The organism is Winogradskya humida (genome assembly GCF_016862215.1).
Taxonomy (GTDB): Bacteria; Actinomycetota; Actinomycetes; order Mycobacteriales; family Micromonosporaceae; genus Actinoplanes; species Actinoplanes humidus.
On the sequence record NZ_BOMN01000114.1, the window covers coordinates 1 to 18650 of the forward strand.

An 18650-nucleotide genomic window follows, 5' to 3' on the forward strand; every position below is an offset into this window, starting at 1 on the left:
GAGCCCTACCCAGGTCAGGACCGCGCCATCGCCCTGCAACGAGTCCACGGCGACCTTGGCCCGGTGGGCGGTCTCGGCGAAGTCGTGGAACCGTGATGCGAGCTGCCGCACGCGGGCTGGATCACCCGGCGTCGGGTCCCCGTCCAGGTCCAGGATGTCCCAGTCGGCTGGTCTCGCCATGCGTGGCTCCTCATGAGGTTTAGCAGATCTTCAAGAGAAGGTAGCGAATGGATGCAGCGTCCCCGACATCGATGAGTCTGTTGTGGTCACTACCAGGGCGATCTCCTTCGGGTACCAATGAGCCGATCACCCTTCGTGACCGGTGCGGGCACCGGACGATGACAGGGTGGTTCTGGGAACGTACGGCCGGCGCGCGCTCGCCGCACTCATGGGCTTCTGCCTGGGCGGCGGTGGTGCCGCTTATGCCGCGCCCGGCGGCCCGGGGGTGGGGGACCCCGACACACCCTTCGGCACCGTACGCGTGATGCCGCTCGGCGACTCGATCGTGCGCGGCACGGGAGCACCGGGCTTCGACTCGTTCCGGACGGTCCTGCGCGACCACCTCATCCGCGACGGTATGCAGGTCGACTTTGTCGGCTCCCAGAGCGACGGCACCGGCGCCGACCGGGACCACGAGGGCCACGGCGGCTACGACCTGGGCGAGCTCGCGTTCGACGTCGACGGGTGGCTCCACGCGTACCAACCGGATGTGATCCTGCTGGAAGCCGGCACCAACAATGTCACCCAGGGCGACGACCCGGGGGTGATGGTGGGTGACCTGGGCACCCTGATCGACCGGATCCGTGCCGTCCGGCCCGAGGCCCATGTCTTCCTGGCCGCGATCGCCATCTCGCGGGTCCCGGCCGAGGCCGAGACCGGGCGGATCTACAACGCGCTGCTGCCCGGATTCGTCGCGCAGCGCCAGGACCCCCGGCTCACCCTGGTCGACCAGTCCAGCGTGGCGGGCATCGATCTGCATGACACCCACCACCCCAATGCCTTCGGGTACGAGAAAATGGCGTGGAACTGGTACCGGAGCATGGCCGGCGTGTTCGCGCTGCCCGGACTGTCGGGGCCGGACCCGTACCAGAAGACCGAGACCTACCGGTGCATCATCGAGCACGGCACGAGCACCAGGTGCCGGACGTGGGTCCTGCGGGATCAGCCCGAGGGCTCCCGCGAATGGCAGACACTGATCAAACGCAAGGTGTCGATCGACGGCGTCTCCCAGACGGTGGAGTTCTGGGCCGGCGCCGCGGAGCTGCTGGGCGTGTAGGCGGGCCGCCTCGCCGGGCGTGGGGCGGTCAGGAGCGTTCGGCGAGGGTGCGGGCTTCCGTGAACAGGGCGGAGCGGATCGCGGTGGACGGCCCGGTGTGGGCGCCGATGCGGGCGAGGAGCAGGGAACGGCCTGTCCACCCGGGATCGTCGACCTCGACGGCGACGATCCCGTCGGGCAGCACGCCCGCGCCGAGGCTCGGCACGGTGGTGATCCCGAGGCCGGCGGCGACAAAGCCAAGGCGGGTGGACCAGTCACCCAGCTCCGCGACGATCGTGGGCTCCCGGAGCGTGGGCCAGGCGCCGAACTGGGGCTCGCCGCGGGCGCCGCGACCGGCGATCCAGCCCTCGCTCTCGAGTTCGGCGACCGCGACGCGGCCGGCGCGCGCCAGCCGGTGCCGGCGACCGACGGCGACCAGCAGCGGGCCGGCCGGCAACCGCTCGGTTTCGATGCCGGTCAGGTCGTAGCCGGGCAGGCCCTCACCCGCCGCCACGAGCGCGAGGTCGAGGCGTCCCGCCCGCAACCGCCTGAGCTGCACCGGCGTGGAGGACTCCAGGAAGTCGACGACGATGGAAGGGTGCGCGGCGCGGACACGTGCGATGGTCCGGGGCACGAGGCTCATGGCCGTCACGGGAAAACCACCGAGCGCGACCCGGCCCCCGAGCGGTGCCGCCAGGTTCTCCAGCTCGCGGTGCGCGGCGTCGAGCTCGTCGAGGATCGTCGCGGCCCGCGCTGCCAGCCGGTGTCCCGCCTCGGTGGCCTCGACACCGCGCGGTCCACGACGGAACAGCTGAACGCCCGCCGCCGTCTCGAGCGCGGCGATCTGCTTGGAGAGCGCTGACTGGGTGAAGCCGAGGCGCTCGGACGCGGCGGTGAGCGAGCCGGTCTCCAGCACCGCTCGCAGCGCCCGCAGCAACTGGGGATGCACGTCCAGGCTCACCCCGCCAGTATGCCACCATGGAATATCGGATCTGACAAGCATTCGCTGGTGGCATGCCGAGAACGCGGCAAGACTCGACGGCATGAGCAAAGTCTGGTTCTTCACCGGTACGGCGAGCGGCTTCGGCAACCTCTGGGCGCGAGCCGCCCTCGAACGCGGCGACCGCGTCGTCGCCACCTCACGAAATACCGCGCCGCTCGACGACCTCGTTTCGCAGTTCGGGGAGTCCATGCTTGCGCTGGAGCTCGACGTCACCGACCGCGAAGGCGTTTTCGCGGCCGTCGAGGAGGCGGTGCGACGCTTCGGCCGGATCGACATCGCCGTGAACAACGCCGGCTACGGCCACGTCGGCATGGTCGAGGAAGTCACCGAACGTGAGCTGCGCCAGCAACTGGAGACGAACTTCTTCGGCGCAGTGTGGGTGACGCAGGCGGTCCTTCCGGTCCTGCGGCGCCAGGGCGGCGGCCACCTGATCCAGGTGACGAGCGAGGGCGGCGTCCGCGCGTACCCCGGCTTCGGCGCCTACCACGCCTCGAAGTGGGCGGTCGAAGGTCTCACCGAGGCCCTCACCCAGGAGATCGAGGACTTCGGCATCCACATCACCCTGGTCGAGCCCGGCCCGTTCGCCACCGACTTCGCCTCGCGGGGCCTGCGGGTCAGCGCGCCGCTACCTGATTACGACCAGGTCCGCACGGCAACAGCCCCGGACTTCCGCATCGGCGACCCAGCCGCCACGGTCCCCGCCATCCTCGCCCTCGCCGACGCCTCGAACCCGCCGAGCCGGCTCATCCTGGGCGACGTCTTCCCGGAGATCGAGGCCATCTACGAACAGCGCCTCAAGACCTGGCGCGACTGGCAACCGGTGTCCCGGGCCGCGTTCGGCGCTTAACAACGACCCGGCCTGCGGCCTGCGGCCTGCGGCCTGCGGGCGGCGGCCTGTGACCCCGGGCTGCGGGCTGCGGGCTGTGAGCTGCGGCGAGGACTGTGACAATCCGTCACCTCGGCCAGAAAATGTATTACGCGCTGAACAATGATTGCCGCGCGCTTGACAGCTGCGGCGACCAAAGGTTGCGGCTTTGGGGGCTTCGCCGCAATATTCGGTGGGATTTGCGCCCTGGCGGTCATCGACCCTTTTTGGGTTCACCTGTTATGGAACACGGGGTGTAGCAAGCGGCGGACGAGGTACCGCGGCGTACCCAGCCGCAGCCCGAGCATCGCACTCAGCCACGAGTCGCATTCGCAAGTGCTGTCCCGCTGGCGCCCAAGCATTGGGCGCTCTCGGGCGCGGGAGCTGATCGCGTGGATGATCCGGATGTCTCCTGGGCGTGCCGCCGGCCTGGCCGATGTCGGGTTCGCTCGTGGGCTGCCAGAGCCGGCCGGCGTTGCGGATCTGGCTCTGTCCGTGCCGATCTCGCTGTGCCCTAGCCGGTCGTGGACTGCCAGAGCAGTGGACGTACGGACCTCGCCGCGTCCCTGCCGATCGCTTTAGGTTGTGTGCAATTAAATTGTGCACAACTTAATTGCACACAACTTAATTGTGCACAACGCAGTGAGAACCGGGCGCCGCGAGGGAGTCGGGCGCTGCTAGCGGGACAGGCGCCGCGGGGGTGCCGGGCGCCGTGAGGGCGCCCGGCTCCGACGTCAGGTCAGGGCGAATTTCTGGGCGGCGGCTCCGTTGCAGTCGTGGATCTGCAGGCGGGTGCCGTTGGTGGTGGTGCCGTTGGGGGAGTCGAGGCAGCGGCCGGATTGCGGGTTGAGCAGGGAGCCGTCGGACTGCTGTTGCCAGATCTGGCCGCCGACGCCGTTGCAGTCGTAGAGCTCGACGAGGGTGCCGTTGGCCGTGCCGTTGCCGGCGATGTCGAGGCAGCGGCCTAGGGTGCGCAGGGAGCCGTTGCTGTTGTGGAACCAGTGCTGGTCCGCGGCGTAGGTCTGGCAGTCCCAGAGCTGGACGGCGGCGAGGTTGCCCCCGGTGTCGTCTGCCGCGACGTCGATGCATTTGCCGCCGGGGGCGAGGGTGGCGCCGCCGCCGTTGACCGCGAACTTCTGGGCGGCGGCTCCGTTGCAGTCGTAGATCTGCAGGCGGGTGCCGTTGGCGGTGGTGCCGTTGGGGGAGTCGAGGCAGCGGCCGGATTGCGGGTTCCGCAGGGAGCCGTCGGCCTGCTGCACCCATTTTTGGCCACCGGCGCCGTTGCAGTCGTAGAGCTGGACCTGCGTCAGGTTTGCGGTGCCGTTACCGTTGATGTCGAGGCAGCGGCCCAGCGTACGCAGAGTGTTGTCGGTGAAGTGCGTCCAGTGCTGATCGAGGGCGTACGTCTGGCAGTCCCACAATTGCACTCCCGCCAGATTCACGGCGGTGTCGTCGGCGGCGACGTCGACGCATTTGCCGCCGGGGCCGGTGACCGTGCCCTGCGGCGCGGTCGGAGCGAGCGTCTGTCCCGAGTAGCCGGCCGCGACGATGTTCGCCTGCACCGCGTTGTCGGCGGCGTCGGTCGGGTATCCCGAGGTCATCACGCCTTCGAAGAACGTGCCGCGGTTACGGTTGCTGTTGTCGCCGCCGGTGCCCAGGATGATGGAGCCTTCCTGCTGCATCGGCATGTAGCCGCCACGGTTCGGCAGGGCGCCGTTCCACCACGTGCTGAGGGCGCCTGACTGGGAGTTGCCGCCCTTCAGCGCGTACGTTGTCTGGCCGTTGTTCTTCAACAGGGCCGTGACGAACGTACTGTTGTTTCCCAGGTTGGCGGTGTTGGAACCGTTGGCACCCTGGAACATGCCGTTCTCCAGATCGGCCTCGACCCACGGCCCGGAGCCGGTGCACGGCGCGAAATAGCAGGTCGTGGCGATGCTGACGGCGTCCATGTGACCGTTGCCGGTGTCCGCGACCTGGATCTCGGCGTTGCCGTAGTCGAAGCAGCAGTCCGAGCCGACATGCGTGCCACTGGCCACCATGTACATGCCCTCGGGCTGACCCGCGGTCGCGACACCCGCCCCCGCCGTGCGGCGGTAACCGTGCTGCGGGGAGATCCAGATGCCGTACACCTTGTGACCGCCCGCGACGACCGCGGCGACACTGGCGTCGGCCGGGTAGTCGGCAGCGCCCGCCGTGCCCGCCGGGGAGACGGTCAGGTCGTTGTGCCGCGCGGTCTGGTCGTAGATCTTGGTGATGCTGCACGTCGTGCCGTTGCAGAACGCGTCGTGGTCGGCGGCGTTCGCGTACCCGCCGGCGGTCAGCAGGCCCACGTCGTGGGTGGCGCGGTCGGAGGCCCGGGTCAGCTGGTAGAGCGGCCCGTTGTACGCGCCGAACAGCGCCCGGGTGGTGCTGTGCGCGGCGACGCAGGCGGTGCCGGCCGCGCCGTAGATGTCACACGGTTGCGAGGTGGCGGCGTTCGCGGCGCCGGGCAAGGCAGTCACCGTGGCGGCGACCAGGGCGACCGCGGCCGCCACAGCCAGCAGTATCGATCGACTTTTGTGCATGGGGAATGTGCTCCTCACAGGGGGAACGGAGCGATCGGGCAGGCATTGACACAAGTCGACTTGTAAACAGGAAATTACGCTTACTGATCGTTTGCGTCAATGTCCGTTCGAACGTGTTGGTTCCGGTGCTTGTTGAGTGGCCGCGCGATACTCGACGCGTGCCGTCTCTGATCGACCTCGACCGCGCCCCCGGCGTCACGCCGTCACCGGCTTCCGCCCGGAAACGATGGCCCTGGCTCCGGGCCGGCCTCGTTGCCGCCGTGCTGATCACGCTCGCCGCCGACGCACCCGCGTTGCGCGGCCTCGACCAGGTGCTCACGATCAGCGGCCCGCCGACCGCGGGCTTCCGGCTCGGCCCGGACGCGCTCTACACAGCGGTCTTCTCCCCGGTCCCGGCCATCGAGACAACCGTGACGCGCTACAACCTGACCGGCGGCAGCCGATGGACGACCACCGTCCCCGTCCTCACCTCGGACCTCGTCCTCGATCCGGCCGGCAATACCCTGCTCGTCCGCGACAGCTCCGCCAGCCGGCTGATCTTCCTGGACACCGCCGCCGGCACGATCCGCTGGCAGCGGACAGAGCCACTCCTGGACCTGCTCACCATGACCGCCGACCGGGTCCTGCTCCGGACCGGCTCCAACGGCACCCTGACCCTCGCCGACCTGCGCACGGGAGCCCCAATCTGGCGTCACACCGTCGCCCCCACGACCGAGGTCCACCCCGACGAGACAGCCGGCCGGATCGAGGTGGTCACCCCGGACAACCAGGCCACAACCCTCCGGTTCGCCGACGGCTCAGTGCTCGGTCGCGGCATTCCCACGGTACGCCCGGAGCCCGCCCACGCCCCCACCGGCGCTATGGACCTCCACCCCGACACCGAGCGCCTGGGCCAGACCTGGATCCTGACCCCGAACCCGACCGGCCCCGGCCGCCGCGCCCTCGGCCCGGTCACCGTCGGCTCGACGGACACCTGCAGCTCGAGCACGCCGTACTTCGCCTGCCAGACAACCTCCGGCCCTCTCACCGTCTGGCGCCTGCCCGCATCCGGCTGAGCGGCTGAGCGGCTGGGCAGCTGGGCGGCTGAGCGGCTGAGCGGCTGGGCCGGGGTCAGGGTTGCCAGGCCGCTACGACGTCGTCGGGGCCCCAGACGACATCGACGGCATCGGCCGGCAGATCCGCGCCGGACCGGGTGACGACGATCAGCCCGGTGTGCCCGGCGTCGAACCCGGGGATCTGGCGGGCGCCCTCGTCGAGCTCGTGCAGGTCACGGTTGTCGAACGGGGTGCCAAGCCACTTCAACGACCCGCAGAAGTGGATCCGCGTCGCGATGGGCTCCCGGTCGGCACCGACCAGATCGATCTCCGGATTGAACTGCCGATTCCACCATCCCCCGACAGCCTGGGCCTCGGGCCAGGGAACGGACCCGGTGATGACCGCCTGCTCCAGCGAGATCCGGATCAGCGGCTCGACCGCCCGGCCCGGCCAACTGCTCCATCGGTTCTTGAACAGCGAGTAACCGGCGTCGGGCCGGCCACGCTGGGTCAAGGTGTGGACGTCACGCAGGATGGAGAGATAGAGCCGCAGGTTACTGTCGGCAACCCGGTACAGGGCAGGCTTGCCGGCGCTGGTCGACAGTGGCTGGTCGGCCGTCAGGATCTGCTTGTCGTCCGTGAGCTGTCGCAGCAGGGGGGACAGCGTTCCTGAGCTGATCGCCCCGGCACGGCTGCCGGCGGTGCTCGCAATGTTCGCGAAGGGTCCCGGCCGGCCAGCGCAGCAACGTTCCGGGCAGGCAGCCGGTGATCAGGTGCGCGTCGATGGCGTCGGATCCGGTCATCCCGGTCACGGTGGCCGTCTCGGCCAGGTTCAACGGGCCGAGGAGGAGGTTGTCGGCCCGGCCGTAGAAGGGCCGGTCGTAGGCGATCAGGCGCTGCATCATGTGCAGGTCACTGCCGAGAAGAAGCAAAAGGACCGGACGGTTGGACATGAGCCGGTCCCAGACGACCTGCAGGTGCCCGTCGAACGTCTCGTCCTGCTCGCTGAGCCAGGGCAACTCGTCCAGCACGACGATGCACGGCCGATCCGGCAACGCCCCGGCGAGGACACGCAACATGTCACCCCAGCCGCCACCGGGCGTTGGCAGTCGGGAGCTCGGTAGGTGCGAATTGGCCAGCTCGGTGGGGAATCGGCCGGTTGATTGAACGACCGATGCGCCTTTGACCGCCGTGAAATACAGGTAGGGCAGGCCGGATCGGTCACAGAGCTCTTGGGCGAGGCGCGATTTGCCGACCTGGTGGCGGCCGCGAATGGCGACGGAGAGCCCTCTGCCGGTCCGGGTGATGTAGTCGAGCCGCTTCGTCAGGAGAGACAGCTCGGTGTGCCGGCCGAGAAACACGCGGAGCTCCTTCGGCCGGACCGTGGCGGTACCGGCAGACGATCCGGTACCGCCGAATGGGTCAGCTGTGGTCGACGGCTGCTTGTTGGATGGGGAGGGCGGTGATGTAGCGGTGCATGAAGGCGTCGAAGCCGGCCACGTCGGCGGGGTCGGGGTCGGCGGTGTTGAGCTGGGCGTCCGCGAAGACCGACGTGGTGAGGAACGTGTCGAGGGTCTGGCTCTGGTCGCGGGTGGCGGCGAAGGCGGCGAGGACGGCGATGCCCCAGGCTCCGCCCTCGGCGGCGAGGTTGCCTACGGAGACGGGGGTGTTGATGGCGGCGGCGAGGAGGTTCTGGGCTACGCCTTCGGTTTTGAAGAGGCCGCCGTGGGCGTACATGCGGTCGAGTTTTACTGCTTCTGCTTTTTGGAGGACGTCCATGCCGATGCGGAGGGTGGCGAGGGCGGCGTAGAGCTGGGTGCGCATGAACGTGGCCAGGGTGAGGGTGCTGCCCGGTTCGCGCAGGAAGAGGGGGCGGCCCTCGTGGAGTTTGGTGATGGGTTCGCCGGAGAGGTTGTTGAAGGCCATCAGGCCGCCGCCGTCGGGGGCGCCGAGAAGGGCCGCGCGGAAGAGGGTTTCGAAGACGGTGGAGCTGTCCGCGGAAACGCCGAGGGCGGTGGCGAATTCGGCGAAGAGGCCGGCCCAGGCGTTCAGCTCGCTGGCGCCGTTGTTGCAGTGGACCATCGCGACGAGGTCGCCGGCGGGGGTGGTGACGAGGTCGATCTCGGGGTGGACGCGGCTGAGCTCGCCGTCGAGGACGACCATGGCGAAGATGCTGGTGCCGGCGCTGACGTTGCCGGTGCGGCGGGCGACGGAGTTCGTGGCGACCATGCCGGTGCCGGCGTCGCCCTCGGGCGGGCACATCGCGGCGCCGGGCTGCAGGGTGCCGGTGGGGTCGAGCAGGGTCGCGCCGGTTGCGGTGAGTGTGCCGGCGGGCTCACCAGCGGGGCGTACGGCGGGGAGTAGCTCGGCCAGCTTCAGCGGGACGCCGCGGCCGTCGACCAGGTCGTCGAACTGGGTCAGCATGCGGGTGTTGTAGCCGCCGGTGGTGACGTCGATGGGGAACACGCCGCTCGCGTCGCCGGTGCCGAGGATCTGCTCACCGCTCAGCTTCCAGTGGACGTAGCCCGCGAGCGTGGTCAGGTGCGCGAGCCGGCCGACGTGCTCCTCGCCGTTCAGCACGGCCTGGTACAGGTGGGCGATGCTCCAGCGATGCGGGATGTTGTACGCGAAAAGCTCGCTCAGCGCCTCCGCGGCGTCCCCGGTGTTGGTGTTGCGCCACGTCCGGAACGGCGTCAGCAACTCGCCGTCCGCGTCGAACGCGAGGTAGCCGTGCATCATCGCCGAGACGCCGAGCGCTCCGGGCGTACGCAACTCGGTGCCGTACTTTTCCCTGACGTCCGAAGCCAGCGACGCGTAACACGCCTGGAGCCCGGACCAGATCGCGTCGAGCGAGTAGGTCCAGGTGCGGTCGACGAACTGGTTCTCCCAGTCGTGCGTGCCGACGGCGATCGCCGCGTGGTCCGGGCCGGTCAGTACGGCCTTGATCCGGGTCGACCCCAGCTCGATCCCGAGCGCGGTGCGACCCTGCTCAATCGCCTCGCGCAAGTCGGCCGGCGGTCGTACATCCGAGTCAGTCATCATCATGTTGTACCTCAGACCCCGCGGCCCGAGGTCAGCCCGGTGCCGACTACACCCGGGCGACGGCCGCGTATTGCGCGATGTCCGCGGCGGCAGGGCGTTGCGGGGGCGCGGTCTCCGTGCGCCACTCGGCCAGCGGGACGATGCCCGGCGCCACCAGGTCGAGGCCGGCGACGAAGCGTTCGATCCGGTCCAGGCCGCGGGCGTGGAAGCCGCCGGCGGGCCCCTCGGCCTCGTCGAGCGCCGCGCGGGTGGCCGGGTCCATGAAGTCGTTGGTGCCGTGGCTCAGGACCAGGTAGCTGCCGGTGGGCAGGGCGTCGAGCAGGTGGGCGACCTTGGCGTAGGGGTCGTCGGACTCGGCCACGAAGTGCAGCACCGCGACCAGCATGAGCGCGACCGGCCGCGTCAGGTCGAGGACCTCGGCCAGCTGCGGGTCGGCCAGGATGCGCTCCGGCTCGCGCAGGTCGGCGTGCAGGTAGGCGGTCGCCCCGGCCGGGGTGCCGGTCAGCAGCGCGCGGGCGTGGGTCAGCACGAGCGGGTCGTTGTCGACGTAGACGATGCGGGCGTCCGGGGCGATGGCCTGCGCGACCTCGTGGGTGTTGTCCGCGCTCGGCAGGCCGGTGCCGATGTCCAGGAACTGGCGGATCCCGGCGTCCCGGGTCAGGTGGGTCACCGCGCGGCGCAGGAAATGCCTGTTCTCGATGACCGCCATCCGGGTCGTCGGGAAAGCAGCCGCGATGGCGTCCCCGGAGGCCCGGTCGGCGGCGAAATTGTCCTTCCCGCCGAGCCAGTAGTTGTACCGGCGGGCGGGATGGGCCGTCGAGGTGTCGATGGAATCCATGGTGACCGCAGTCTATGGGACGCGGGACTCGTCGACGGTGGTGGCGAGCTCCTGGACGCCGGGCAGTCGCCACTCGTGGCCGCCGAGCGTCAGTTTCGCGCAGTAGCCGGCGGCGTTGTCGGCGGGCATGGCCGGGGAGATCGCGCGCTGCCAGGTCAGGCCGGTCGCGGGGTCGAGGACCTGACCCGCTCTCACCTGGTACGCGGGGCGGCCGCTGCCGGGCTCCGAGCGTACACAACGGACGTTGAATTTCCGGTCTGGTCCGCGTTGTTGCTGGTCAGGCCCTCGTAGAAGGTGGCGATCCAGGCCCGGGCCGGCGCCTTGGTGACGGCGAGGTCCAGGCCCGCGCAGTACTGCTTCGTCCTGGTGGGGGCGGCGTCGAGCCAGCGGGCTGCTTCCGCGACGTGCCGGCGCTGTCCGGACAGGTCCAGGCGCGGATGCTCTCCGGCCGGCGCAGCGTCCCCAGGTTGCGGATGACCTGGAGCATGACCTCCTGCACGACGTCGTCCACGTCGGGATCGCCGCCGAGCGCCCGCCCGACGACGTTGTAGACCAGCGGCAGGTACGTGCGGGCGAGCTGCTCCTGCGCCCTGCGGTCACCGCGCTGGGCGGCCCGGACCATGCGGTCGCCGCCGGTGTGCCTGCTCATCCGCTGCCCTCTTCCACGCCTCGACAAATGTGGGCGCGCTGACATTAGATTTGGCGCGGACCGGTTGTCAGACAATGTCGCGGAGAGCTGCGAGAGTTTGCGGGCCTCCGTCATATCACTTTTACTGTGCGGACTTTCTCACACCGTCTCTACCTGCGTTTATGGATGCGGGTCGGATGCTGAAATGCTCCATTGCCGCGGCGTTGACTATTGCGTACGTCAATTCCTGGAGTCTGCCCCGGAATCAGCGGGGAATGGGAAGGATAACGATGTCGAGGGCAAGGACTGTTGCCGGCGCGGCGGTGCTGCTGACCGCGGCCGTGGCGCTGACGGCAGAGCCGTCATCACGGCGACCGCTGGTACATCGCCGACATCGACCCCGGCCCGCCCGGCCCGGGATCCGTTACGCCGGGAGGTAATGCCAGGGCCTGGGTTGTCCTGCTGCTCGTGAAATAGCCTGCGGGCATGACGTTGCAGCAGGACATCCGGGACTTCCTGACGTCCCGACGGGCCAAGGTGACCCCGCAGCGGGCGGGGCTTCCCGCGTATGGCGGCCGGCGGCGCGTGCCGGGACTGCGCCGCGAGGAGGTGGCGCTGCTGGCCGGGGTCAGCGTCGACTACTACAACCGTCTCGAGCGCGGCAACCTGCAGGGCGTGTCCGAGCCCGTGCTGGACGCCATCGCCCGGGTCCTGTACCTCGACGAGGCCGAGCACGCCCACCTGCACGAGCTGGCCCGGACGGCGAACACCACCCCCGCCAAGCGGCGTCGCCCCGCCGTCCGGGAGGTCCGGCCCGCGCTGCAACGGCTTCTGGACGCCATGACCGAGGCCCCCGCCGCGATCGTGAACGGGCGGATGGACATCCTGGCGGCCAACAGCCTCGGCCGGGCCCTCTACGCGGAGGTCCTCGACCACCGCGAACAGCCGGGCAACCTCGCTCACTTCGGGTTTCTGAACCCGCGCGGCCCCGCGTTCTTCCCGGACTGGGACCAGACCGCCGACGACGCCGTGGCGACCCTGCGCTCCGCGGCCGGCAGTAATCCCTACGACCGCGATCTGTCGAACCTCGTCGGTGAACTGTCGACCCGCAGCGAGGCCTTCCGGACCCGGTGGGCGTCGCACAACGTCCGCTTCCACCGCACCGGCGACAAGCGGTTCCAGCACGGCGTGGTCGGCGAGCTGACCCTGTCGTACGAGACCATGGACCTCGGCGCCGACCCCGGTCTGGTGCTGCTCGCGTACACCGCCGAGCCCGGGTCTGCCGCCCATGACGCCCTGCGCCTGCTCATGCTGGCTGCCACGGGGACGCGGGCCGATGCGCTATGACAAGATCTCGCAATCGTGGAAGGGCGGGATCGGGATGCGATGGTATTCGGTGGCAGGCGGCGCGCCTGAGCTCTCGGGCGCTGTGCCGGTGACGAGCGGCCCGCTGGCGTCACTGAACGGGTTCGAGGACGACGCTCTGCTCAAACGGACCTGGTCCTACACCGGCAGGGTCCTGTCCGCGACGGTCGACATCAACCGGGCAGATCCGGACGCGGACAGCCGGGGCGCTCTCACCAGGGTCGAAACCGTGTCGAGAATGGCAGAGCACCTCGTCGTGCCGCTGTCCGGAATTGGGGACGGCGGCCTGGCTGTTCTCGATCACACACTGAAGGGCGCCGATCACCCGCTCGTACGAGCCTATTTCTGCTCCGGCAATGCGTATGTCAGCGTGCTCATGCACGTAGCGGGCGTGATCGATGACGAGGCCGGCCTGACGGCACACGCCGGCGAGCTGATCGCCGCCCTCCACGAAGTGCTCGACGATCTGCGCCCGCCGGCTTAGGGGAGGTCAAAGCGGGAAGCGCGTCTCGGTGAGCTCCTCGGAGAGCATCCAGAGCCGCCGGGCCAGCTCGGGGTCGCGGGCGGCCGCGGAGCGGTTGATGAGCTCGGGGGCGCCGATCATGTGGGCGAAGCGGCTCGGGCCGGTGAAGCTGTTGCCGGGCAGATCGGCGACGGCCGCGTAGAGGGTCGGGAGGGCGCCGTCGTCGGGGCTCTGCGCCAGGAGCCGGGTCATCAGCTTGGTGACGGCACCGCTGTCGGCGTAGATCTCGGTTGCGACGTAGCCGGGGTGGGCGGCCATGGCGAGGACCGGCGAGCCCGCCGCGGTCAGGCGGCGCTGAAGCTCGGCGGTGAACAGCAGGTTGGCGAGCTTCGAGCGGTTGTACGCCGCCGTCTGCCGGTAGCGCAGACGCTCGTCGCGGGGGTCGTCGAAGTTGAAGCGGCCCATCCGCTCGGCCTGCGAGGACAGCGTCACCACCCGGCCGGTGACGTGTTTCAGGAGCAGGTTGGTCAGGGCGAAGTGGCCCAGGTGGTTGGTGCCGAGCTGCAGCTCGAAACCGTCGGCGGTGCGGCGGAACTCCGGCACCGAGACCCCGGCGTTGTTGATCAGCAGGTCGATGGGGTCGTGCCAGCCGGCGGCGAACGCCTGTACGGAGTCGAGGCTGGCCAGGTCGAGCTCGCGCACCTCGGTCGCCCCGGCGGCCCGGCCCTTCCCGACGGAGCGTACGGCGGACACGACCCGGGCTCCGGCCCCGGCCAGGGCGCGGGCGGTCGCCAGCCCGACGCCGGAGTTGGCGCCGGTGACGATCGCCGTCCGGCCGTGCATCGGGGGAAGGTCGGAGATCGTGAAGTTCGCCATGCCATAACTCCGCTCACAGTGATTGCACTCAGTGGCATAACCGTACGCCGATGATGCCACTGAGTGCAATAAGCCTGCCCTCAGGAGTCGGTGGCGGCCTTGAGCAGTAGCTCGTGCAGGGTCGCCTGCTCGTCGGCGCTGAGCCGGCCGAGGGATTCGACCAGCACACCCTCGGCCACCTCACCGCCGGCCTGACGTAGGTCGTGGCCGGTCGGGGTGAGCTGGTGCTGGACCTTGCGGCCCGCGCCGTCGACCCGCTCGATGAGGCCCCGGTCGACCATCCGCTTCGCGAGCTCGCCCATCGACTGGTCCGTCTGAAAGGTGAGCTCGGCCAGCTGGTGCAGCGACGCCCCGGGGTTGGCATCGAGGTGACGCAGGGTGTCCCACTGCACCAGCGACAGGCCGAGCGGGGCCAGTCGGCGGTTCATCTCGCGGTGATGGCGCCACTGGAGGCGCTTGACGGCCAGTCCGACCTGCTGCAACGAAGTAGTCACGGATCGGAGCCTATCCCAAGGTTGCGTATATAAGGAACCTGATCTAAGGTCCCTTATATGAACCGGACAACGCAAGCCACGATCGGTTTCGCGGCTGCCGCGATGCTGGTCAGCTATCTGCCCTTCTCCGCCATCAACGGCGTGCTCGCCACGATCAGCGCCGACACGGCGAGCCTGCAATGGGTCACCGACGCCTTCACCGTCGCGCTGACCGGGGCGGTGCTCTCCGGCGGCGCGCTCGCCGAGCGTTACGGGCGGCGCCGGATCACCGTCGCCGGCCTGGCGCTCACCGTGCTCGGTTGCCTGGTCGGCTCTGTGGCGGGCGGGGTCCATGTGCTCTGGGTGGGGCAGGCCGTGGCCGGGGCCGGCGCGGGCCTGGTCATGTCGGCGACGCTGGCGCTGATCGCGGCGACGGCGGACAGCGCGGCCGCCCGGACCCGGGCCATCGCGCTCTGGGCGGCGGCCAACGTCGCCGGTCTCGGAGCCGGTCCGTTCCTGGCCGCCGCGGTTCCGTCCTGGCGATGGCTGTTCCCACCGGTCGCCGTCCTTGCCGCCGCCGTCGCGGGGTTCGGGCTGCTCCGGTCTCGGGAGGTGGTCGCCGGCAGTCCCGGCCGCCCCGACCTGCTCGGGCAGCTCACCGGCACCACCGGGGTGATCGCCCTGGTGTTCGGCGTGATCCGCGCCGGCAGCGACGGCTGGACCGACGCCGGGGCACTGCTCGGCCTGACCGGCGGCGTCGTCGTGCTGGCGGCGTTCCTGCTCGTCGAGCAGCGGGCGGCCAACCCGGTGCTGCGCCCGGCGCTGTTCGCCGCACGGGGCTTCACCGCCGCGGGAGCAGCCGCGGGCGCCGCACTGTTCACGATGATCGGCGTCGTCTTCGTCACCAGCCTCGCCCTGGCCCAGCAGGACGTCGGCAACCTCGGCATCGCCGCCCGGCTCGGCTGCCTGTTCGCGGGCAACGCGATCGCCAGCATCGTGGCGGGCCGCCTGCAGGTCCGGCTCGGCTCCACCACGGTTCTCCTCGGCGGCCTGGTCGTGGCGCTCGCGGGACTGACCGCCCTGCTGGGTTCCCCGTTCGGCACCGGCTTCGGCGACCTGGCCTGGCGGCTGATCGTGGTCGGCGCCGGCTGCGGCACGGTCATCGCGACCAGCACCGCCGTCGCCGTCCAGTCGGTCGCCGGCCCGCTCGCCGGGATGGCCGGCACCGCCAACAACGTCATCCGTCAGCTCGGCGCGGCCCTCGGCACCGCCGTCCTGGGCGGTGTCCTGGCGTCCCGGCTCGCCGGCGGCTCCAGCCTCGTCACGGCCCTCCACGGCTGCGTCGCCGTACTGCTGGTCGTGATGTCGGCCGCCGCGGTCACCGCGGCCGCCCTGCTCCTGATCCCCCGCACCGCCACCCTTGAAGGAGAACCCGCATGACTGTCCACACGATCACCGTTCCCGGCGTCGGCGCTGTCGACATCACCGTCACCGACCGCGGCCAGGGACACCCCGTCCTGCTGCTGCACGGCGGCGGCGGTCCCCTCACCGTCAACCCCTGGGCCGATCGGTTCGCGCAGGCCGAGCACACCCACGTGTTCACGCCGATCCACCCCGGGTTCAACGGCACCCCGCGCCCCGACGCGCTCCACACGGTTGCCGGGCTCGCCGCGGCGTACGTTGCGCTGCTCGATGCCCTTGATCTGGACGATGTGACGGTTGTCGGCAACTCGATCGGGGGCTGGATCACCGCCGAGATGGCCCTGCTGCACTCGCCGCGGGTGAGCAGCTACATCGTGGTCGACGGCGTCGGCATCGACGTGCCCGGCCACCCGCTGCCCGACTTCTACTCCCTCACCCCGGCCGAGGTCGCCCAGCACAGCTATCACAACCCGGAGAAGTACGGCGTCGACCCCGCCAAGCTTCCCCCGCAGGTCCGCGAGGCCATGGCCGGCAACCGGATCACCCTCGGGGTGTACGCCGGCCAGGCGATGACCGACCCGACGCTCGCCGGACGTCTCGGCGCGGTGACCACCCCCACGCTGGTCGTGTGGGGCGAAGCCGACCGGATCGGTGACCCCGACTTCGGCCGCGCGTTCGCGGCGGCGATCCCCGGCGCGGAGTTCACGCTGCTTCCGGAGGCCGGCCACCTGCCGCAGATCGAAGCCCCGGAAGCCCTGATCAAGGTGGTCTGGTCCTTCGCCGACGCGCACGCCACCGGCAAGCCGTAAAGAAGGCGTCAAGAATCGGCCGGCCGGCGTCGAGAACCCGTGAACGCATCGGCCGGCCGGCCGCGGGCGGTGCACCGTGGACTTGTGAATCATGAAGGCGCCGTTGTTCTCGTCCTGCAGATGTTTGTGGCTCGTCATATGCGCCGCACGGCCCACCGGGCACTCCTCGTCGCCACCGCGGCGATGGCGGCCGGGATCTGCACCGCCCTGTTGATAAGCGGTCATCAGGCGCAGCGGATGCGTTCCGCCAAGCCGGAGACCCTGGACGGGATGCTGATGCGGGACCTGCCGGCGGCGGTCAGCTGTGAGGGGCGATGACCGGCGATCAGCTGTGCGGCGGTGACCAGCGCTCAGCTGTGAGGGGCGGGGATGACCGGCAAGGCTGCGAGGGCGGGGATCAGCAGGGTTGCCAGCACAGCGGCGATCCATCGCGCGGGGGCGGCCCGGCCGGTCATGGCTCGCTCATACAGGGCGGTCATCACGAGGTAGAGAGCGAGGCCGCCACCGAGCGTGGCAGCACCGAAAACGCCGAGCGCGCCGTGCATAGCCGTGGCCATGCCGACGGTGCCGAGCGCGCCATGCATGGCCGTGGCAGTGCCTATAGGGCCGAGCGCGCCGTGCAGGGCTGTGGCCAGGCCGACGGCGACAAGCAGGATGCCGCCGACGATCCCGGCGTGCAGGTAGGTACCGGCGGTGGCGAGCGTGGCCCGGCTCTCACCCGCCCGCCCGGCCACCGCCTGTTCCGCCGCCGGCGCGAGCCGCGAGAAATACGCCCACCACATCGTCACGGACAGCGCGACGGCGAGCACCGCCATACTCAGCACACCGGCGGTGAGATGGTGGGTGCTCGCCGCCGAGCCGATCGAGATGATCGACTCGCCCAGAGCCAGAATCACAACAAGCTGGTGCCGCTCAGCAAAATGCGACGCGGACGGCAACCGCCACGCACCCCCACGTGACGTCACCCGCACGGTCACCCCCTCGATGACCACAGCGCCGAGCCACAACACGAGCTGAGCGATACCGCCGAGCATCGCTCCGGCCACCAGCGCCGCGGAGACCGGAAGAATCGTGGCGCCCATCGTGCGCAGAACCTGACGCCGCAGCCGGATGTCAGACCCGGCCGCGACAAACGTGACGACGGTGTAGACGAGCGTGACCGCGATGAACCCCGTGGCAAACACCAGAGGCCCGGTACGCCCGTGGAACGCCTCCGGGATCGCAATCGTGACCACGACCATCAGCACGGTCGCCGCCAGAATGCCGAGCCGCCCGATCCCCTGCCCGACATGCAACTGATTGGCCAGCCACGCATACGACGCCCATGCCCACCACAACACCCCGAACACCGCAAGCCCGTGCAGCACGCCGAGAAGGTTCGCCTCCGCAGCGACCAGATGCGTGACCTGGATGAACGCGAACACGAAGACAACATCGAAGAACAACTCGAGCGGCGTGGCCCGATGCTGCTCCGAGGTGGGAACCGCTTTCACCAGCATGGGCCCAGTCTCAAGCCGGGGAGCGCCGGGCAGGAGGCCCCGCCTTCCTGGGTGCCGGACACCCCGGCGTGCGTCACGAAGTGGTATGGCCCGCGCCGAGTCACCATCGCCACCAGCCCGATGCGCTACCACGACGAGACTAAAACCTGTCGGGACCGACGCATCGCCGAAGGCAAGAGGGGACTACGCATCATCCCCCGCTCGCTATGCCGCCGAGTGCACGACGCCCGCGAGCGAGGACCGCTCGGCCGAGTCACGGCCCTCCCGTCGTTACGCAGCGTCAGCAGCGTGATCGACTCCGCGCCCATTCAGTATCCGAATACTCGCTATCTGCCATTCGAATGTGTGTGATCCCCCTCAACCCGACAATGGCACACCCGCCCTTCCGATCATGAAAAACCCTGAGAACAATAAAGAAATGAAATACACTCAACTGGAAATCTTTACAACCGTTGAACTGGCGTGGATGCGTGACCCGACACGACGCCGGAACCACTCCGCAGCAACCGAAGAG

The 18650-nt window shown here is 69.8% G+C and carries 20 protein-coding genes; 8 read left to right on the plus strand and 12 right to left on the minus strand.

What is annotated here, in order from left to right:
- On the minus strand, positions 1-180 hold a 180-nt coding region (locus Ahu01nite_RS39855), incomplete at its 3' end, for a hypothetical protein (protein ID WP_203841942.1).
- 166 nt (positions 181-346) lie between these two features.
- Here Ahu01nite_RS39855 and Ahu01nite_RS39860 point away from each other — a divergent pair.
- Positions 347-1276, plus strand: coding sequence for an SGNH/GDSL hydrolase family protein (locus Ahu01nite_RS39860; protein ID WP_203841943.1), 930 nt, complete (start codon positions 347-349; stop codon positions 1274-1276).
- 28 nt (positions 1277-1304) lie between these two features.
- On the opposite strand, the gene Ahu01nite_RS39865 is transcribed toward Ahu01nite_RS39860, so the two are convergent.
- Complete coding sequence (locus Ahu01nite_RS39865) at positions 1305-2216, minus strand: LysR family transcriptional regulator (RefSeq protein WP_203841944.1); 912 nt, start codon at positions 2214-2216, stop codon at positions 1305-1307.
- A gap of 82 nt (positions 2217-2298) precedes the next feature.
- Between Ahu01nite_RS39865 and Ahu01nite_RS39870 the strand changes: the two genes are divergently transcribed.
- Entirely contained in the window at positions 2299-3105 is an 807-nt protein-coding gene (locus tag Ahu01nite_RS39870; protein ID WP_203841945.1) for an SDR family NAD(P)-dependent oxidoreductase, read from the plus strand.
- 752 nt (positions 3106-3857) lie between these two features.
- Here the strand turns inward: Ahu01nite_RS39870 and Ahu01nite_RS39875 are convergent.
- Positions 3858-5657 carry an arabinofuranosidase catalytic domain-containing protein gene (locus tag Ahu01nite_RS39875; protein ID WP_239159508.1) on the minus strand — a complete coding sequence of 600 codons (1800 nt, stop codon included), beginning with the start codon at positions 5655-5657 and terminating at the stop codon, positions 3858-3860.
- Positions 5658-5845: 188 nt separating this feature from the next.
- On the opposite strand from Ahu01nite_RS39875, the gene Ahu01nite_RS39880 reads away from it, so the two are divergent.
- Complete coding sequence (locus tag Ahu01nite_RS39880; RefSeq protein ID WP_203841947.1) at positions 5846-6742, plus strand: outer membrane protein assembly factor BamB family protein; 897 nt, start codon at positions 5846-5848, stop codon at positions 6740-6742.
- A gap of 55 nt (positions 6743-6797) precedes the next feature.
- Here Ahu01nite_RS39880 and Ahu01nite_RS39885 read toward each other — a convergent pair whose 3' ends face one another.
- The 6 genes from Ahu01nite_RS39885 to Ahu01nite_RS39910 form a co-directional block, all read right to left on the minus strand.
- Entirely contained in the window at positions 6798-7235 is a 438-nt protein-coding gene (locus tag Ahu01nite_RS39885; RefSeq protein ID WP_203841948.1) for a DUF234 domain-containing protein, read from the minus strand.
- A 40-nt stretch (positions 7236-7275) separates the two neighbouring features.
- A complete protein-coding gene (locus Ahu01nite_RS39890; RefSeq protein ID WP_203841949.1) occupies positions 7276-8082 on the minus strand; it encodes an AAA family ATPase in 807 nt (268 codons plus the stop codon).
- Positions 8083-8143: 61 nt separating this feature from the next.
- Positions 8144-9760: a xylulokinase gene (locus tag Ahu01nite_RS39895; RefSeq protein ID WP_239159509.1), complete on the minus strand. Its 1617-nt coding sequence runs from the start codon at positions 9758-9760 to the stop codon at positions 8144-8146.
- Positions 9761-9809: 49 nt separating this feature from the next.
- A complete protein-coding gene (locus Ahu01nite_RS39900; RefSeq protein WP_203841951.1) occupies positions 9810-10601 on the minus strand; it encodes an SAM-dependent methyltransferase in 792 nt (263 codons plus the stop codon).
- A gap of 12 nt (positions 10602-10613) precedes the next feature.
- Entirely contained in the window at positions 10614-10796 is a 183-nt protein-coding gene (locus Ahu01nite_RS39905; RefSeq protein WP_203841952.1) for an Lcl domain-containing protein, read from the minus strand.
- A gap of 82 nt (positions 10797-10878) precedes the next feature.
- Positions 10879-11250 (minus strand): RNA polymerase sigma factor, encoded by a 372-nt coding sequence (locus tag Ahu01nite_RS39910; RefSeq protein ID WP_203841953.1) that lies wholly within the window; start codon positions 11248-11250, stop codon positions 10879-10881.
- Positions 11251-11715: 465 nt separating this feature from the next.
- On the opposite strand from Ahu01nite_RS39910, the gene Ahu01nite_RS39915 reads away from it, so the two are divergent.
- Both Ahu01nite_RS39915 and Ahu01nite_RS39920 read left to right on the plus strand, forming a co-directional pair.
- Positions 11716-12576, plus strand: coding sequence for a helix-turn-helix transcriptional regulator (locus Ahu01nite_RS39915; protein ID WP_203841954.1), 861 nt, complete (start codon positions 11716-11718; stop codon positions 12574-12576).
- A complete protein-coding gene (locus Ahu01nite_RS39920; RefSeq protein ID WP_203841955.1) occupies positions 12566-13078 on the plus strand; it encodes a hypothetical protein in 513 nt (170 codons plus the stop codon). Before Ahu01nite_RS39915 ends, Ahu01nite_RS39920 begins: the two co-directional genes overlap by 11 nt.
- A gap of 6 nt (positions 13079-13084) precedes the next feature.
- Here Ahu01nite_RS39920 and Ahu01nite_RS39925 read toward each other — a convergent pair whose 3' ends face one another.
- Both Ahu01nite_RS39925 and Ahu01nite_RS39930 read right to left on the minus strand, forming a co-directional pair.
- Entirely contained in the window at positions 13085-13933 is an 849-nt protein-coding gene (locus tag Ahu01nite_RS39925; protein WP_203841956.1) for an oxidoreductase, read from the minus strand.
- 80 nt (positions 13934-14013) lie between these two features.
- Positions 14014-14427 carry a MarR family winged helix-turn-helix transcriptional regulator gene (locus Ahu01nite_RS39930; protein ID WP_203841957.1) on the minus strand — a complete coding sequence of 138 codons (414 nt, stop codon included), beginning with the start codon at positions 14425-14427 and terminating at the stop codon, positions 14014-14016.
- 57 nt (positions 14428-14484) lie between these two features.
- On the opposite strand from Ahu01nite_RS39930, the gene Ahu01nite_RS39935 reads away from it, so the two are divergent.
- From Ahu01nite_RS39935 to Ahu01nite_RS39945, 3 genes are all read left to right on the plus strand, one after another.
- The gene (locus Ahu01nite_RS39935; RefSeq protein ID WP_203841958.1) at positions 14485-15846 is read left to right on the plus strand and encodes an MFS transporter; all 1362 of its coding nucleotides are present in this window, start codon (positions 14485-14487) and stop codon (positions 15844-15846) included.
- Complete coding sequence (locus tag Ahu01nite_RS39940) at positions 15843-16637, plus strand: alpha/beta fold hydrolase (RefSeq protein WP_203841959.1); 795 nt, start codon at positions 15843-15845, stop codon at positions 16635-16637. Before Ahu01nite_RS39935 ends, Ahu01nite_RS39940 begins: the two co-directional genes overlap by 4 nt.
- Positions 16638-16721: 84 nt before the next feature.
- Positions 16722-16955, plus strand: coding sequence for a hypothetical protein (locus Ahu01nite_RS39945; protein ID WP_239159510.1), 234 nt, complete (start codon positions 16722-16724; stop codon positions 16953-16955).
- A gap of 32 nt (positions 16956-16987) precedes the next feature.
- Here the strand turns inward: Ahu01nite_RS39945 and Ahu01nite_RS39950 are convergent, their stop codons facing one another.
- The gene (locus Ahu01nite_RS39950) at positions 16988-18136 is read right to left on the minus strand and encodes a low temperature requirement protein A (protein WP_203841960.1); all 1149 of its coding nucleotides are present in this window, start codon (positions 18134-18136) and stop codon (positions 16988-16990) included.
- Positions 18137-18650 lie beyond the last annotated feature (514 nt).

Bases quoted from the DNA above. Each gene is read 5' to 3' on its own strand.
- Ahu01nite_RS39915 (WP_203841954.1), top strand. From the start codon at position 11,716: ATGACGTTGCAGCAGGACATCCGGGACTTCCTGACGTCCCGACGGGCC.
- Ahu01nite_RS39940 (WP_203841959.1), top strand. From the start codon at position 15,843: ATGACTGTCCACACGATCACCGTTCCCGGCGTCGGCGCTGTCGACATC.
- Ahu01nite_RS39935 (WP_203841958.1), top strand. From the start codon at position 14,485: ATGAACCGGACAACGCAAGCCACGATCGGTTTCGCGGCTGCCGCGATG.
- Ahu01nite_RS39920 (WP_203841955.1), top strand. From the start codon at position 12,566: ATGCGCTATGACAAGATCTCGCAATCGTGGAAGGGCGGGATCGGGATG.
- Ahu01nite_RS39925 (WP_203841956.1), bottom strand. From the start codon at position 13,933: ATGGCGAACTTCACGATCTCCGACCTTCCCCCGATGCACGGCCGGACG.
- Ahu01nite_RS39910 (WP_203841953.1), bottom strand. From the start codon at position 11,250: ATGAGCAGGCACACCGGCGGCGACCGCATGGTCCGGGCCGCCCAGCGC.
- Ahu01nite_RS39950 (WP_203841960.1), bottom strand. From the start codon at position 18,136: ATGCTGGTGAAAGCGGTTCCCACCTCGGAGCAGCATCGGGCCACGCCG.
- Ahu01nite_RS39870 (WP_203841945.1), top strand. From the start codon at position 2,299: ATGAGCAAAGTCTGGTTCTTCACCGGTACGGCGAGCGGCTTCGGCAAC.
- Ahu01nite_RS39895 (WP_239159509.1), bottom strand. From the start codon at position 9,760: ATGACTGACTCGGATGTACGACCGCCGGCCGACTTGCGCGAGGCGATT.
- Ahu01nite_RS39900 (WP_203841951.1), bottom strand. From the start codon at position 10,601: ATGGATTCCATCGACACCTCGACGGCCCATCCCGCCCGCCGGTACAAC.